The organism is Streptomyces sp. CNT360 (assembly GCF_000424785.1).
In genome coordinates, this window is sequence record NZ_AUKO01000002.1 from 514,864 (window position 1) to 529,642 (window position 14,779).

Annotated in this window: 15 protein-coding genes; 9 read left to right on the plus strand and 6 right to left on the minus strand. The window is 72.7% G+C overall.

Annotation, left to right across the window (positions count from 1 at the left end):
* Nucleotides 1–46: 46 nt before the first annotated feature.
* Nucleotides 47–730, plus strand: a complete 684-nt coding sequence (locus H297_RS0106740) for an HAD family hydrolase (protein WP_027736408.1) — start codon at nt 47–49, stop codon at nt 728–730.
* 106 nt (nt 731–836) lie between these two features.
* On the opposite strand, the gene H297_RS0106745 is transcribed toward H297_RS0106740, so the two are convergent.
* The 4 genes from H297_RS0106745 to H297_RS0106760 form a co-directional block, all read right to left on the minus strand.
* The gene (locus H297_RS0106745; protein WP_027736409.1) at nt 837–1,046 is read right to left on the minus strand and encodes a hypervirulence associated TUDOR domain-containing protein; all 210 of its coding nucleotides are present in this window, start codon (nt 1,044–1,046) and stop codon (nt 837–839) included.
* An 18-nt stretch (nt 1,047–1,064) separates the two neighbouring features.
* A complete protein-coding gene (locus H297_RS34975; protein WP_051351601.1) occupies nt 1,065–2,135 on the minus strand; it encodes a cytochrome d ubiquinol oxidase subunit II in 1,071 nt (356 codons plus the stop codon).
* A 90-nt stretch (nt 2,136–2,225) separates the two neighbouring features.
* Nucleotides 2,226–3,641 (minus strand): cytochrome ubiquinol oxidase subunit I, encoded by a 1,416-nt coding sequence (locus tag H297_RS0106755; RefSeq protein WP_051351643.1) that lies wholly within the window; start codon nt 3,639–3,641, stop codon nt 2,226–2,228.
* A 174-nt stretch (nt 3,642–3,815) separates the two neighbouring features.
* A complete protein-coding gene (locus H297_RS0106760) occupies nt 3,816–4,238 on the minus strand; it encodes a secondary thiamine-phosphate synthase enzyme YjbQ (protein ID WP_027736411.1) in 423 nt (140 codons plus the stop codon).
* A gap of 122 nt (nt 4,239–4,360) precedes the next feature.
* Here H297_RS0106760 and H297_RS0106765 point away from each other — a divergent pair, with 122 nt between their 5' ends.
* The gene (locus H297_RS0106765) at nt 4,361–5,461 is read left to right on the plus strand and encodes a flavin-containing monooxygenase (protein WP_027736412.1); all 1,101 of its coding nucleotides are present in this window, start codon (nt 4,361–4,363) and stop codon (nt 5,459–5,461) included.
* Nucleotides 5,462–5,494: 33 nt separating this feature from the next.
* On the opposite strand, the gene H297_RS0106770 is transcribed toward H297_RS0106765, so the two are convergent.
* Nucleotides 5,495–6,514 (minus strand): LacI family DNA-binding transcriptional regulator, encoded by a 1,020-nt coding sequence (locus H297_RS0106770; RefSeq protein ID WP_027736413.1) that lies wholly within the window; start codon nt 6,512–6,514, stop codon nt 5,495–5,497.
* 468 nt (nt 6,515–6,982) lie between these two features.
* On the opposite strand from H297_RS0106770, the gene H297_RS0106775 reads away from it, so the two are divergent.
* From H297_RS0106775 to H297_RS0106805, 7 genes are all read left to right on the plus strand, one after another.
* A complete protein-coding gene (locus H297_RS0106775) occupies nt 6,983–7,735 on the plus strand; it encodes a (Fe-S)-binding protein (protein WP_027736414.1) in 753 nt (250 codons plus the stop codon).
* Nucleotides 7,736–7,776: 41 nt separating this feature from the next.
* Nucleotides 7,777–9,339, plus strand: a complete 1,563-nt coding sequence (locus tag H297_RS34980; RefSeq protein ID WP_078513828.1) for a lactate utilization protein B — start codon at nt 7,777–7,779, stop codon at nt 9,337–9,339.
* The gene (locus tag H297_RS0106785) at nt 9,326–9,982 is read left to right on the plus strand and encodes an LUD domain-containing protein (protein WP_027736415.1); all 657 of its coding nucleotides are present in this window, start codon (nt 9,326–9,328) and stop codon (nt 9,980–9,982) included. The genes H297_RS34980 and H297_RS0106785 overlap by 14 nt, the downstream gene beginning before the upstream one ends.
* Nucleotides 9,983–10,119: 137 nt before the next feature.
* Nucleotides 10,120–10,713 carry a hypothetical protein gene (locus H297_RS0106790; protein ID WP_027736416.1) on the plus strand — a complete coding sequence of 198 codons (594 nt, stop codon included), beginning with the start codon at nt 10,120–10,122 and terminating at the stop codon, nt 10,711–10,713.
* 331 nt (nt 10,714–11,044) lie between these two features.
* Entirely contained in the window at nt 11,045–11,785 is a 741-nt protein-coding gene (locus H297_RS0106795; protein ID WP_027736417.1) for an MBL fold metallo-hydrolase, read from the plus strand.
* Nucleotides 11,786–11,857: 72 nt separating this feature from the next.
* On the plus strand, nt 11,858–12,664 hold the full coding sequence (locus H297_RS0106800) for an ATP-binding cassette domain-containing protein (protein WP_027736418.1): 807 nt from the start codon (nt 11,858–11,860) through the stop codon (nt 12,662–12,664).
* Between the two features lie 160 nt (nt 12,665–12,824).
* Nucleotides 12,825–13,913, plus strand: coding sequence for a questin oxidase family protein (locus H297_RS0106805; RefSeq protein ID WP_027736419.1), 1,089 nt, complete (start codon nt 12,825–12,827; stop codon nt 13,911–13,913).
* A 157-nt stretch (nt 13,914–14,070) separates the two neighbouring features.
* On the opposite strand, the gene H297_RS0106810 is transcribed toward H297_RS0106805, so the two are convergent.
* Nucleotides 14,071–14,580: an O-acetyl-ADP-ribose deacetylase gene (locus tag H297_RS0106810; RefSeq protein ID WP_027736420.1), complete on the minus strand. Its 510-nt coding sequence runs from the start codon at nt 14,578–14,580 to the stop codon at nt 14,071–14,073.
* Nucleotides 14,581–14,779: the final 199 nt, after the last annotated feature.

Genomic DNA, 14,779 nt, shown 5'->3' on the forward strand with positions numbered 1-14,779 from the left:
AGGAGCGCCGGACAGGAGGCACGACGCGTTTGGCATGCTGGAGCACATGACCAGTGCCTCTGCCGGTCCGGCGGTCGTCTTCGACCTGGACGGCACCCTTGTCGACAGCGAACCGCACTACTACGAGGCGGGCAGGCGTCTGCTGGCCGCGCACGGCGTCGCCCGCTTCACATGGGAGGACCACTCCCGCTTCATCGGGATCAGCACCCGGGAGACCCTGGAGACGCTCCGCCGCGAGCACGGGCTGACGGCGCCCGTGGAGGAGCTGCTGGCGGAGAAGAACCGTCTCTATCTTGAGCTGGCACGGTCGGGGACCGAAGTGTTCCCCGAGATGCGGAAGCTGGTCGAGCGCCTGCACGAGGCGGGCATCCTGCTGGCCGTCGCCTCCGGGTCGTCCCGTACCGCCATCGACGCCGTGCTGGGCGCCACGAGCCTGGACGCTCTGCTGCCGCTCCGCGTCTCGGCCGAGGAGGTGGCAGCGGGCAAGCCGGAGCCGGACGTCTTCTGGGAGGCCGCGCGCAGGCTCGGCGTCGACCCGGCCGCCTGCGTGGTCCTGGAGGATGCCGCTCCCGGCGTGCAGGCCGCCCACCGTGCGGGCATGCGGTGCATCGCCGTTCCGTACGTCGCCACCACCGCCACGGACCCCGCCTTCGCCGAGGCGGGCCTGCTGTTCGCAGGCGGACAGCGCGCCTTCGACTCCCGGACGGCCTACGACTGGATCGTCGGCTGAGCACTCCGGGCATCGGCCGCCTCGGCGGGGTCGGCCGGTGCGGGGACCCGGCGGCAGCGGCAGCGCGCTGTCCGCAGCCCGCACACCACCTGGTGGGGCACGGGCTCTAGAGCTTCGTGAGTGCGTCACCCTTGTGCATCGCGATGTGGCCCGTCTTGTCGCTGCGGATCTCGTACTGAGGGGCGTCCTCGGAGCAGCGGCGCATGTGGCCCTTGTACTCCACGTCCTGAGTGTGCTTCTTGAGGATGACACCCTGCACATGACCGGCTTCGGAGTTCCACCTGACGTGGTCTCCCTCGCTGAACTGCTGTGGCATCGCGGCTCCTCGCTCCCTTCACTCCGTCCGGTGTCCTGGCTGCGGGGGCCTGCCCGCGCCGACCCCTCCGGCGCCGCCCGCGCGGCTGTCGGGGCGCCGGTCCGGGCGCCGCTGGAAGAGGGCGTACAGCCACCACAGCGACGGCACCAGCAGTACCGCGCCGACCAGCAGGGCGAGCAGGCTGGCTGTCAGCACCGAGGCATGGGCGGCGGCCCCGCTCACGGTGGTGCCGGGCGCCAGCATGACGGGGTACTGCGCCGCACCCCAGCTCCACAGGATGAGCGTGACGGCGAGCGCGGCCGTCCCCCGAACGAGGATCAGGTGGCGCAGCATCAGCAGGACGAGGCTCAGCGCACCGCACACCGCGGAGGCGACGACCAGAGGCAGCGCCCGGTGGGTCAGCCCGTGGAAGAGGCGGGGCGCGTCGGCGTGCAGCACGAAGATCCCGGCGAGGGCCACGATGCCGGTGATGCCGCCGATGGCCAGGGCCCGTTTCCCGAAGTACCCGACCAGTTCCTCGTCGCCGTCCCGGGCCGCGTCCCCGCACAGGAAGACGGCCGCCAGGTAGGCGCACGCCAGCACGGCCAGCGCACCACCCAGGAAGGAGGTCGGGTTGAGCCAGCTCGTGACCACGTCGCCCTCGGCGAGCCCGGTCGGCACCCGCCGGGAGGCGATGCCGCCGGCGACCGTACCGAGGAAGAACGGTGTGACGACGGACGACAGCGCGAAGCAGGCGCCGAAGAGACGCTGCTGCCACAGCTGGGTGCTGGCCTTGCGGAACGCGAAGGCGGCCCCGCGGGCGATGATGCCCAACGCGGTGAGGGTGAGCGGGATGTAGAGCGTCGACATCACCGCCGCGAACACGGGCGGGAAGCCGGTCCACAGCATGACGACGACGAAGATCAGCCAGACGTGGTTGGCCTCCCACACCGGCCCGATCGTGTGCTCGATCAGCACACGGGCCGGGCGTCCGCGCCGACTGCCGCCCGCCAGCAGGTCCCAGAAGCCCGCGCCGAAGTCCGCGCCGCCGAACAGCGCATAGCACGTCAGGCCGATCCACATCACGGCGAGGGTGATATCGGCGAGCATGCGGCTTCCTTTCGGGTGGGGACGGCAGGGGCTCGGTGCGGCGGAGGCTCGGGCCGGCAGGCCGAGGAGCGCGGACGGGGGCGCCCGGGTTCAGACCACGCGGTAGCTCGCCGCGTCGGTGTCCTGCGGCGCCACGGGCACGGGCGTGTCGCGGGCGAGCCGGCGCAGCACGTAGACGGTGGCGGTTGTCATCACGGCGTAGACCAGGAGCACGAGCCACAGCCCCGCCCTCAGGCCTGGGGCGGGGTTCACCGCGTCGTGCACGGACATCAGGCCGTACACCACCCACGGTTGCCGGCCCTCCTCGGTCACCGTCCAGCCGGCTTCCAGCGCGGCGACGGCGGCCGGGCCCGCCACGGCGCCGAGGAGAAGGAAGACGGTGCCCAGCCGTCCCTCGAACGGCCACCGCATCGCCTTGCGTCCGCCGCGCCACCAGACCACCAGCATCCACAGCCCCATGGCCAGCAGGAAGAAGCCGACGCCCACCATCAGGTCGAACGCCAGATGGGTGGCGGTCACCGGGGGCCGCTGGGCGGGCGGCACCTCGTTCAGGCCCTGCACCACCGTGTCGGTGCGGTAGCCGACCAGAAGGGACAGCCCGCTGGGGATCTCCAGCCCGTACTGCAGTCCGTCGGGCCCGGCGATGCCCGCGACCGTCAGCGGCACGTGACTGCCGGTGCGCTGGACGCCCTCCATCGCGGCGAGCTTGACGGGCTGGAAGTCGGCGAGGAAGCGGGCCGCCCAGTCGCCCACCACGATCTGGGCGGGGGCGACCAGCGCACCCAGGACGAAGGGGAGGGTGAAGCCGAGCCGGTGGTAACGGTCACGCCGGCCCCGCAGCAGCGCGACGGCGTACACGCTGCAGGTGAGGAAGGCGGCCACCATGAGCGCCGCCAGGATCATGTGTGTGGTCTGCGGAGGCGTCGCGGGGTTGAACATCGCCGCCCACGGGTCCACCGCGACGACCTCCCCGCCCCGCACGGTGAAGCCGCGCGGCTGGTTCATCCACGCGTTCGCGCACACGACGAAGAAGGCGGAGGCGACGCCGGCGACGACGATGGGGATGCCCGTGAGGAGGTGCTGCCGGGGCGGGAGCCGGTCCCAGGCGTACAGGTAGATGCCCAGGAAGATCGCCTCGATGAAGAAGGCGATGCCCTCCATCGCGAAAGGCAGCCCGATCACCTGCCCGTACTTCCCCATCAGTCCGGGCCACAGCAGCCCCATCTCGAAGCTGAGGATGGTGCCCGAGACAGCACCCACCGCGAACAGCACGCCCATGGCCCGCGCCCAGCGCCGGGCCAGCAGCCGGTAGGCGGGGTCGCCCGTGCGCATTCCGAGCCACTCCGCAAGGAGCGTCAGCAGCGGCAGTCCCACCCCCAGGCAGGCCAGCACGATGTGCCAGGCGAGCGAGAAGCCCATCTGCGCACGGGCCGCGCTCAGGTCGCCTCCGGTGTCGGCGGCGGCGAGGACGGCCAGGCTGTGCGGCGGGCCGAAGTGGAGTGGCAGTGACGTCACCCGGGCACTGGTTCCACCCGGTCACACCGCCACACCCCTCTCACGCCTGGATGCGCCCGATCGCGCCGGGGAGCACGCGTCACGGCTGCCTCCGCCGTGCCCCGAGCGTCCGGGGCCCCTGTGTCCCTTGACCCTGTGCGGCTGAGTGGCTGTGACCCCGAACAATCAGCCCAGGAAGCTGAGCCGGACCTTGCGGTCGGTGTTGTCCTTGTTGGTGTCGACCAGACAGACGGACTGCCAGGTGCCCAGCTCCAGGGAGCCGCTGACGACCGGGAGCGTGGCGTGGGGTGGTACGAGAGCGGGCAGTACGTGGTCGCGGCCGTGGCCGGGACTGCCGTGCCGGTGCCGCCACCGGTCGTCCGGCGGCAGCAGATCGCGGAGCACGGCGAGGAGGTCGTCGTCGCTGCCCGCGCCGGTCTCCAGGATCGCGATGCCGGCGGTGGCGTGCGGGACGAAGACGTTGAGCAGGCCGTCGCGACCGCGCGCCGCCTCGGCGAGGAAGGACTCGCAGTCGCGGGTGAGGTCGTGGACGGTCTCGGACGAGCCGGTGGTGACCCGCAGGACCTGGGTGTGCAGTGCGTCGCTCATGCCCCCCATTCTGGCGGCCGAACGGTCCGGGACGCGGGAGGGCTCCGTCGCGGCAGGAGGCCCGGGGCGTCGGGGTGGTGCACCGCGGGAAGGTTCCGGGGCTCTGCGGGGTTCGCTCAGGTATGGACACTGTGGAGGTCGTGGTCATCGGTGCCGGGCAGGCGGGACTGTCCAGCGCCTACCACCTGCGGCGCACGGGCCTCGTGCCCGGTACCGACTTCGTCGTGCTGGACAGCTCGCCCGCACCGGGCGGGGCGTGGCAGTTCCGGTGGCCGACCCTCACCTACGGGCGGGTGCACGGCATGCACGCCCTGCCCGGCATGGAACTGACGGGCGCCGATCCCGGCCGCCCCTCGGCACAGGTGATCGGCGCGTACTTCGCCGCGTACGAGGACGCCTTCGGTCTGCGGGTGCGGCGCCCGGTCGAGGTGCGGGACGTGCGGGAGGCGGGCTGGGATGACCGGCTCAGGGTACGCACTACCGAGGGTGACTGGGCAGCACGTGCGGTGATCAATGCGACGGGCACCTGGAACCGGCCCTTCTGGCCCCGGGTTCCCGGCCAGGAGTCCTTCCGGGGCCGGCAGCTGCACACTGCGCAGTATCCGGGCCCCGACGACGAGGCGTTCGTCGGCAGAAGGGTCGTGGTCGTCGGCGGCGGCACCTCGGCGGTGCAGCACCTCATGGAGATCGCCGAGGTCGCACGGGAGACCGTGTGGGTGACCCGACGGCCACCGGTCTTCCGTACGGGGGACTTCGGTCGTCAGGCAGGCCGCGCGGCCGTGGCGCTGGTCGAGGAGCGGGTGCGACAGGGGTTGCCGCCGCAGAGTGTGGTGTCCGTGACGGGCCTGCCCATGACGGAGGACATGCGGCGCGCCCGTGAGCGCGGGGTGCTGGAGCGGCGTCAGATGTTCTCGCGGGTCACGGAGGACGGCATCGAGTGGGCCGACGGCAGCAGGGCGCGCGCGGACACGATCGTGTGGGCGACCGGCTTCCGTCCGGTCCTCGACCACCTGGCACCGCTCCGGCTGCGCGAGGCGGGGGGCGGCGTCCGGCTGGAGGGCACCAGGGCGGTCCGCGACCCGCGCGTGCACCTGGTCGGTTACGGGCCCTCGGCCAGCACCATCGGCGCCAACCGGGCGGGCCGCTCGGCCGTGCGGGACCTGCGCGCACTGCTGACGGCCGGCGCCCGGGCCACCTCTCCGGCGGCGGCGTCGGCGGCCTGAGAGGCCGCTAGGGCGGCCCGACGGCGGGAGGTCTCAGGACCTGCTCGGCAGCGAGGAGGTGCGGACGACCAGTTCGGGGCGGAGGACGATGCGCTGGTGCTCGTGGTGGGCGGCGTTCTCGCCGGTCTCCTCGATGAGCAGCTCGGCAGCCGCCCGGCCCATGCGGTGGGCCGGCTGGCGCACGGAGGTGAGGGGAACGGCGGCTGCCGCGGCGAACTCGATGTCGTCGTACCCCACGAGAGCCACCTCGTCGGGGACCGCGACGCCGGCTCCGTACAGGGCTTGGAGCATGCCGAGCGCCATCAGGTCGTTGGCGCAGAAGACCGCGGTGGGTCGCGGTGACATGCCCAGCAGCCGGGCGCCCGCGTCGCGCCCGGCCGCCGCGTCCATGCGGTCGCACTCGACGTGGTGCAGCCGGGCTTCACCGCCGGACGCGCGCAGTGCCTCGGCGGCACCGGTGTACCGGTCGCGGCACTGGCTCAGGCGCGTCGGCCCGCTGACGTAAGCGATCTCCCGGTGGCCGCTGTCCAGCAGGTGCCGCACAGCCAGTCCTGCGCCCTCGACGTCGTCGACGGACACGGAGCAGCCTTCGGCGCTGGGGACGACACGGTCGACGGAGACGAACGGGATGCCGTGGCGCTGGAACGCGGTGAGGTTCTCCCCCGTTGTGCGGGTGGGGGTGATGAGCACCCCGCGGACGCGTTGTTCGGCGAAGAGGGAAAGGTAGTCCGCTTCCTCGCCGGGGTCCTGAGCGCTGTTGCAGAGCATCACGCCGAGTCCCGCGGCGCGGGCGGCCCGCTCGGCGCCGGCGGCCACGTCGACGAAGAAGGGGTTGGTCATGTCCAGCACCAGCAAGGCGATGATCCGGCTGCTCCCGGCCCGCAGGTGCCGGGCGGCTTCGCTGCGCACATAGCCGAGCCGCTCGATGGCGGCCTGGACACGAGTGCGGGTCTCCTCGCTCACCATGGCGGGCCGGTTGATCACGTTGGAGACCGTGCCGACGGAGACCCCGGCCGCTCGGGCGACCTCCTTGATACCGACGCTCCGGCTCACCTGGGTGCTCCGGACGTTCCCGGTCGCACGTGCTGATTCCGCCGCACGTCAGCTCAGCCCCTCCCTGCCGGTGCAATCCGGCTCCAGAAGTCGAGGTGGTCGATGGTGTTCCGGTTCTGCGCATGGTTGGCCCCGGCAGTTCTGCCGTCCCCCTGGAGCGCACCTGTGGGGACCGAGAATAGCGGGACCGTCCGCCCCTTCGTTCCGCCCTCCCGGCGTGCGCCGCACCGGCCCGGGCCCCGGAAACGGGCGCAGGGCGCGCACGTGGCAGGATCTTCCACACGGGCACCCTGAACTCCGGTGGACTGCGGGGCTCACGGGCGGCCGAGGAGAAGGGGCCGGAGCGGCAAGGGAGCTGCCCCGCCCTGCGGGTACCGGGTCGGTCTTCTCGGCCGCGGAGGGCCCCTGCCGACAGCGGCACGGAGGCCTCCCTGTGCGCCGACAGTATGCGGACAGGAGGGAGGTGCCGTGCGCGTAGCGCTCTTCGTCACCTGCATCAACGACGCGCTCTATCCACGCACGGGGCAGGCGGTGGTCACGCTGCTGGAACGGCTCGGGGTGGAGGTGGACTTCCCCCAGGAACAGTCGTGCTGCGGTCAGCCGCAGTTCAACACCGGCTACCGGCATGCCACCGAGCCTCTGGTGCGGCGCTACGCCGACGCCTTCGCGGGGTACGACCACATCGTCGTCCCCTCCGGCTCGTGCGCGGCGATGGTGCGCGACAACTACCCGCGGATCGGTGCGAAGGCCGCCGCTGAGGGGCGCGGCCGGGTGCTTTCGCAGACGGCCGCCGCCGTGGTGCCCCGCACCTGGGAGCTGACGGAGTTCCTGGTCGACGTTCTCGGCGTCACGGATGTGGGCGCCTACTACCCGCACACGGTCACCTACCACCCGACCTGCCACGGGTTGCGGATGCTCGGCCTGGGCGCACGCCCCAGAAAGCTGCTGGAGCAGGTGCGGGGTCTGGAGCTGCGGGAGCTGGAGGGCGCCGAGGAGTGCTGCGGTTTCGGCGGCACGTTCGCCGTCAAGAATGCCGCAGTCTCCACCGCCATGGGTGCCGACAAGGCCCGTCACATCGAGGAGAGCGGGGCCGGTTCGGTGTGCACGGTGGACAACTCGTGCCTGATGCACATCGGTGGGATCCTCTCCCGCTCCGGCTCCCCGGTGCGTCCCGTGCACCTTGCGGAGATCCTGGCCGGCACCGAGGAGGCCCCCCTGTGACCGATCAGCAGCCGGGCGCGGCGAGCGTCACGTACCTGGGCATGCCGCCCTTTCCGCAGGCGGCGCGCGCCTCCACCCAGGACGCGCGACTGCGCCGCAATCTGCGGCACGCCACCCGTACGATCCGCGACAAGCGGGCCGACGCGGTGGCGGAACTGGCCGACTGGCCTGCGCTGCGTGCCGCCGGGGCGCAGATCAAGGACCGCACTCTGCGTCATCTGGACGCCTATCTGGAGCAGTTGGAGGCCGCCGTCACAGCGGCCGGCGGGACCGTGCACTGGGCCGCGGACGCCGCGGACGCCAACGAGATCGTCACCCGCCTGGTACGGGAGACCGGCGAGCGGGAGGTCGTCAAGGTCAAGTCGATGGCCACCCAGGAGATCGGCCTCAACGAAGCCCTGGAGGATGCGGGAATCGCGGCGTACGAGACCGATCTTGCCGAGCTGATCGTGCAGCTCGGTGACGACCGCCCCTCGCACATCCTCGTCCCCGCCATCCACCGCAACCGCGCGGAGATCCGCGAGATCTTCCGCGAGCAGATGGGCCGCTGGGGACGGCCGGCACCCGACGGGCTCACGGACGACCCGGCCGAGCTGGCGGAGGCCGCACGGCTGCACCTGCGGGAGAAGTTCCTGGGTGCCAAGGTGGGCATCTCCGGGGCGAACTTCATGGTCGCGGAGAGCGGCACCCTGGTGGTCGTCGAGTCCGAGGGCAACGGCCGGATGTGCCTGACCATGCCTGAGACACTGATCTCGGTGGTCGGTATCGAGAAGGTCGTGCCCACCTGGCAGGACCTGGAGGTCTTCCTCCAGCTGCTGCCCCGCTCGTCCACGGCCGAGCGGATGAATCCGTACACCTCGACCTGGACGGGCACCACCGAAGGCGACGGACCGAGCACTTTCCACCTGGTGCTGCTGGACAACGGCCGCAGTGACACCCTGGCCGACCAGGTGGGCCGGCAGACACTGCGCTGCATCCGCTGCTCGGCCTGCCTGAACGTCTGCCCGGTCTACGAGCGGGCAGGCGGCCACGCCTACGGTTCCCCCTATCCCGGGCCGATCGGCGCGATCCTCACGCCGCAACTCGACAGCATGGACACCGGATTGGACGCCTCGCTGCCGTACGCCTCGTCGCTGTGCGGAGCCTGCTACGAGGTGTGCCCGGTGGCCATCGACATCCCCGAGGTGCTGGTGCATCTGCGGGAACGCGTCGTCCAGGGCGGGACGGTGACGGTGCGCGGGCAGCGGACGACCGTGCGGCCCGCGAAGGGACACGCGGCCGAACGCGCCGCCATGCGGGCGGCTTCCTGGGCCTTGGACCACCCACGTGCTCTGCGCGCCGGCGAGCGGATGGCCGCACGCTCCCGCAAGCTGGTGCCGCGGCGGCTGCCCGGGCCCGGCAGTGCGTGGACCGACTCCAGGGACGTACCCGCGCTGCCCCCCGAGTCGTTCCGCGACTGGTGGCGGCGCACCCGCGGCCGTGGCCCCGCCCTCGACAGCCGTGCGGACGAGTCCGAAGGCGGCCACCACGCGGACAGCGCCGGGGACGGGCGGGCGGACGCGACGAGGACCGACCGGTGGGAGGCATCCGATGAGCAGCCGTGAGACGGTGCTGGGCCGGGTACGCCGCGCCCTGGCCGACGTTCCCCGCCAGGAGCGGCCCGACCAGGTGCCGGTCGAGCGCGACTACCTGCCGGCTCACGGCGACCGCACGTCCGCCGAGAGCGTGCAACTGCTGGCCGAGCACCTGACCGACTACCGGGCCCAGGTGCACCGCTGTTCGCCCGACCGGCTGCCCGGCACCGTCGCAAAGCTGCTGGAGCGGCGCGGCTCCCGCAGCGTGGTGACGCCCGTCGGAGTTCCCGACGCGTGGCTGCCGGAAACCGTCGACCATGTGCGCGACTCGCCCGAGTTGACCGGGTACGGCCTGGACGCGGTCGGCAGTGTGGTCACCGGGTGCGCCGTCGCGGTGGCCGAGACGGGCACCTTGGTGCTGGATGCCTCGCCGGACCAGGGCAGGCGCCGGATCACCCTCGTCCCCGACCATCACGTGTGTGTGGTACGGGTCCCCGAACAGGTGGTCGACTCGGTACCGCAGGCCCTCGCACGGCTGGATCCCGCCCGCCCGCAGACCTGGATCTCCGGCCCCTCCGCGACCAGCGACATCGAACTGGACCGCGTGGAGGGGGTGCACGGCCCGCGCACCCTGGACGTCGTCCTGGTAGGTGCGCACACGGCGGCTTCCTGACGCTCATGGGCCTTGGGCAGCCGCCGGAGGCTTCTTCCACAAGTTACTTACCGGAACCGGTGGTTCGGCACGCGTGCGCGTGCAAAAGTGACGCGATCATCTTCCCCCCTGTGCTTCCCACAAGGAGACACGCGCACGTGAGCCACTCCCCCATATCCGCCCCCCACAGCGTGACGCCCAACGGGCTCCCCCAGCCGGCCGACTCACCCGGCGCATCGGTACACAGACCGGCGCTCCTGGTCGCCATGCTGGTCACCGCCGTACTGTCCGCCCTCTCCGGGCTGCTCGGAGCGCTCCTGGTCCACCTGGGGGGCAAGGACCTCGCCGACCAGAACGTCCGTGAGGCCGTCGACTCCGACCCCGCCTCCGTCGGCCTCCCCGCCGAGACCCGAGCAGCCGACCTCAAGCGGATGTCCGGCACGGCCTGGGACGACGTCGTCACCGACTGGCAAGGCACCATGGCCGCACGCGCCGGGATCGCCGTGGTACTCGCCCTGGTGGTCCTGCTGTGTGCGCTGCTCGCCCGCAGAGCCGCGCTGTGGTCGCGGATCACTCTGAGCGTCGCGGTGCTGGCCGCGGGCGCCTTCCCCCACCTGCTCGTGCTGCGGGACGCCGCACCGTCCGAGCTGTACGCGACCAGCCTGGCCGCCCTGGTGCTGGCTCCCGTCACCGTGGTGCTGTGCTGGCTGCCACCGGTGGGTCGGTACGCGAGGGCGCTGAACGAGCGCTGAAGCCCTCACGTGCTGTGCAGGCCCGGCCCCCGGGACCGGCGATCGCACGTGCTCGTGTGCCGCGTCCTTGGCGACTTCTCACCCGCAACTCGCTCGCGCGGGGCCTGCCAGGCAATCCGGACGCTCTTTGCGCTCTCCCGATTGATCACCCTGCCGCTGGTGTTCCTCAGCTCGAAAGGCGGCATGACGCCACCGGCGCGGCCGGGCGACGGTGCGCCCCAGCCGGTGGTCACGTCGACGGCGCTCCCGCCTCGGGAGGGACGGTCGCGCCGTCGCTACGCCGGGGGCGGAACACGGCCGACGGTCGCTCGCTCGGGCGTACGTTGCCCGAATGGAACCCCTTGCGGTACGGCCTTCGCTGCATCTGATCCCCTTCCCTGTCGGACAGGCGTACCTGTGGCGGGACGGTGGCACGCTCACGCTCGTGGACACCGGTCCGCCCGGCGGAGCCGACGGGGTGGAGGACGCGATCCGGCGCAGCGGAGGCGACCCACGAGCGCTGCGCCGGATCGTCCTGACCCACTTCCACCCCGACCACGCCGGCTCGGCGGCCGAACTGGCTGCCCGGCACGACGCGGAGGTGATCGCGCACGCGGCGGACGCCCCCGTACTGCGGGGCGAGGCCCCGGCCGAGCCGCCCGACCTGGCGACCGCGCCGGAGTGGGAGCGCACCGTCTTCGACCAGGTGCACGCACCGTTCGGGATCACCTCCGCGGCTCCTGCCGTCCCGCCGACCCCGCCCTGCCGGGTCGACCGGGAGGTGTCCGAGGGCGACGTGATCGAGATCGGCACGGGTGCCCGAGTGCTGTCCGTGCCCGGGCACACACGCGGCAGCATCGCGCTGTTGCTCACCCGGGAGCGCACCCTGTTCACCGGTGACGCGGTGGCGGGAGCCCGGGGAGGGCCGGTGCCCGGCGTCTTCAACCAGGACCGGGCCCGCACGCTCGACTCGTTCCTGCGCCTTTGCGCAGTGGGGGCCGAAGCGGCGGAGACCGTGTGCTTCGGACACGGTGAGCCACTGACGTGTTCCGATGGTGAGACGCTCAGACAGGCTGCTGCACAGTACAGCTAGTGTGGACGCCCGCACAGCGCCGGGAGCCCACAGCCTCCCCGCACCACGTCCGTATCACCACGGAGGCCCGCCATGAACCAGCCCACGCCCCGCCAGGTCGCTTCGATCGAGGGGGTCGCTGTCCGCCGCATGACCTCGGACCGGGTCATCCTCGACGGGATCGACTGGTCGGTGCGGGCCGGCGAGCACTGGGCGCTCCTGGGAGCCAACGGGGCGGGCAAGACGACGCTGCTGAAGCTGCTGGGCGCGGTCATGCACCCCACTGCCGGATCCGTGGAGGTGCTCGGCAACCGGCTCGGCCGGGTCGACGTGCGCGAACTGCGCGCGCACATCGGGCACGTGTCCTCCTCGCAGCGGGTGCCCCAGGACGCGACGGCGCACACGGTCGTGCTCACCGGTGCCACCGGCACGGTGCAGCCCCTGTGGCGCAAGTACGACGCGGAGACCCGCCAGTTGGCCACCGAGCTGCTGTCCGAGCTGGAGTGCAAGGAGCTGGCCGACCGCCCCTTCGGCGTGTGCTCGGGCGGGCAGCGTGCCCGTATCCTCATCGCCCGGGCCCTGATGCCGGCGCCGTCCCTGCTCCTGCTGGACGAGCCGTTCAACGCGCTGGACCTGCCCTCGCGGGAGGACCTGATCGACGCCCTGCGCCGGCTGGCGGCAGATCGCCCGTCGCTGGCGACCATCACGGTCACCCACCACCTCGAAGAGCTGCCGCCCACCACCAGCCACGCGCTGCTGTTGCGCGAGGGCCGCATCGGTGCCGTCGGCACCGTCTTTGAGGTACTGACCGGCGAACAGATGACGCAGTGCTTCGGCCGTCCCATCGAGGTGACCCACCAGGACGGCCGGTGGCTGGCCCGCTCGGGCCGCACGAGCTGACCGGCACACCGCCCGCACCCGGCTTCCCGGCTTCCCGGAGAGCGGCGTGCCGGGCGGCCGCGGCCGGGTCGGCGGCCGCCCGTGGTCCTAGGCCCTGTGTCCCGCCGCGCTGGGTCCCGCGTCCGTTCCGCCGACGACGGGCCGACCGTAGCGTCACCGTATGGACGGTCACCGTAGGGACACCACGACGTCGGGCGCGGGACGCGAGGACAGCTCCGGGACGCTGGACGAGGCGCTCGACCGCCTCCACGCCAGCGGCCCCGAGTTCGAGGGCTGGCTCAGCAACCACGGGCCCATGGCGGTCGAAGCACTGGTGCGGCACGGGCAGGCTCCCTCCGTGCACCGCTGGATCGACCACTACGAGGACAAGCTCGACGAGCTGCCCGGGCGGTACTCCCCCGTCACGGACGCCAACTGGCGGGAGGCGCTGGGCGACGCGCGACGCCTCGGGGACTGGGTGCGGTTCTTCACCCGTACGGTGGAGGAGCAGCCCTGGCAGGACGTACTGGCCACCTGGTGGCCCCGGCTGCTGCCGGGAATCTCCGGTGGCGCGACACACCCGGTCATCCGCACGGGGCACGCGGTACGCGCACTGCTGTCGGAGGGCGGCGAGAGCGCACCCCGCCGTGCGGAGCTTGCACACGCGCTCGGGTACTGGGCGGCACGGCACAGCAGCCTGCCGCCCTTCGCGCCGCTGCCCGCCGGTGCCTCGGCCGAGGAGGGACTCGACGCCGTTCCGCTGGTCGCCGACCAGAGCAGCGGCATCCGCGCGCGGCTCGCCCGGATCACCGCTCTGCCTCAGCGGCCACGGCAAACGGACGGAGAAGGCGCCGACCCGGAGACCGCACGCCGGGACCTGGAGGAGATCGTGCGGGCCGCCACCCACCGGTACGCCACGCACGCGCACGGCTCACCCGTCATGCTGGTGCACGCGGCAACCGCACCCAACGCCGTGCTGCGCACCCTCCCGGCGCTGCCCCGCACGCTGTGGCCCCTCAGCGTGGACGCGGCCTGGGCGGCGAGCGCAGCCGTCACGGCGGTCTACGGGCCCGCACAGGGCACGCCCGTGCCGTCCGACGGCGGGCTCCCCCCGCAGGAGGCGTTCGCCCGTGCGGCCGCCCACGGCGACGAGCACGCCATCAAGTTCGCGGACACCGCCTTGGACGTGGCCTTCCGGCGCGGCGGAGAGGACCCGCCGGCGATGGCCGCGGCGCTGCGGGCGACGGAGCTGATCGAGCCGATGCGGTGACCGCGTCCGGTCGCCGCCGCGGCCCGACGCGACCCTGCTCTGCCCTGCTCTGCCCTGCTCTGCCCTCTGGCGCCCTGGCGGGCGCCGACTGCCGGGGCCGTCCGCCGCGGCGGACTCCTGGGAGCGGCCCGCCGGGGGCCGACCGGCTGCCGGGCCGCTAGAAAGCGGCGGCGAAGGCGTCGTAGGCACGCTGGTCGAACAGGACGAACCGGATCTCGGCGAAGCCCTCGCCCTCGTCTTCGACGGTGCCTACGGCGATGCGTGCGGCGTCCTGCAGCGGCCAGCGGTAGACGCCGGTGGAGATGGCGGGGAACGCGACGGTGCGCGCACCCAGCTCCCTGGCCACCCGGAGCGACTCGCGGTGAGCGGAGGCCAGCAGATCGGAGCGGTCCTCCTCCTTGCTCCAGACCGGGCCGACCGTGTGGACGACCCAGCGGGCCGCGAGCCGCCCCGCCGTGGTGGCGACGGCCTGCCCGGTGGGAAGGCCGCGCCCGTACTGCTCGGCGCGCAGCTCGCGGCAGGCGGCGATGATCTCGGAGCCGCCTCTGCGGTGGATGGCGCCGTCCACTCCGCCACCGCCCATGAGCGAGGAGTTGGCCGCGTTCACGACGGCGTCGACATCCTGCTCGGTGATGTCGCCCTGCACCAGTGTGATGTTCGTCGGCATGCGCCCATCCTGACCCGCCGGACGTCCGCGTGCACACCGCCTGCCCGCTGCGCGCCCCCTGGTCGTCGCTCGCCGGTTCGTATTAGCTTGCCCAGCACCGCGCGCCCGCGGCCGGTGCCCAGCTCGCCTCCGGCCCGCGACGCTCCGTTGCCGCGCATGGCCCCTGCCGTACGCCTGGACGCTGGAAGGACGGTTCACC

Excerpts from the sequence above, each read along its gene's own strand:
- H297_RS0106785 (WP_027736415.1), top strand. The coding sequence starts at position 9,326 with ATGAGCAGCCGTGAGACGGTGCTGGGCCGGGTACGCCGCGCCCTGGCC.
- H297_RS0106745 (WP_027736409.1), bottom strand. The coding sequence starts at position 1,046 with ATGCCACAGCAGTTCAGCGAGGGAGACCACGTCAGGTGGAACTCCGAA.
- H297_RS0106810 (WP_027736420.1), bottom strand. The coding sequence starts at position 14,580 with ATGCCGACGAACATCACACTGGTGCAGGGCGACATCACCGAGCAGGAT.
- H297_RS0106795 (WP_027736417.1), top strand. The coding sequence starts at position 11,045 with ATGGAACCCCTTGCGGTACGGCCTTCGCTGCATCTGATCCCCTTCCCT.
- H297_RS0106740 (WP_027736408.1), top strand. The coding sequence starts at position 47 with ATGACCAGTGCCTCTGCCGGTCCGGCGGTCGTCTTCGACCTGGACGGC.
- H297_RS0106805 (WP_027736419.1), top strand. The coding sequence starts at position 12,825 with ATGGACGGTCACCGTAGGGACACCACGACGTCGGGCGCGGGACGCGAG.
- H297_RS34975 (WP_051351601.1), bottom strand. The coding sequence starts at position 2,135 with ATGCTCGCCGATATCACCCTCGCCGTGATGTGGATCGGCCTGACGTGC.
- H297_RS0106765 (WP_027736412.1), top strand. The coding sequence starts at position 4,361 with ATGGACACTGTGGAGGTCGTGGTCATCGGTGCCGGGCAGGCGGGACTG.
- H297_RS34980 (WP_078513828.1), top strand. The coding sequence starts at position 7,777 with ATGCCGCCCTTTCCGCAGGCGGCGCGCGCCTCCACCCAGGACGCGCGA.
- H297_RS0106760 (WP_027736411.1), bottom strand. The coding sequence starts at position 4,238 with ATGAGCGACGCACTGCACACCCAGGTCCTGCGGGTCACCACCGGCTCG.
- H297_RS0106800 (WP_027736418.1), top strand. The coding sequence starts at position 11,858 with ATGAACCAGCCCACGCCCCGCCAGGTCGCTTCGATCGAGGGGGTCGCT.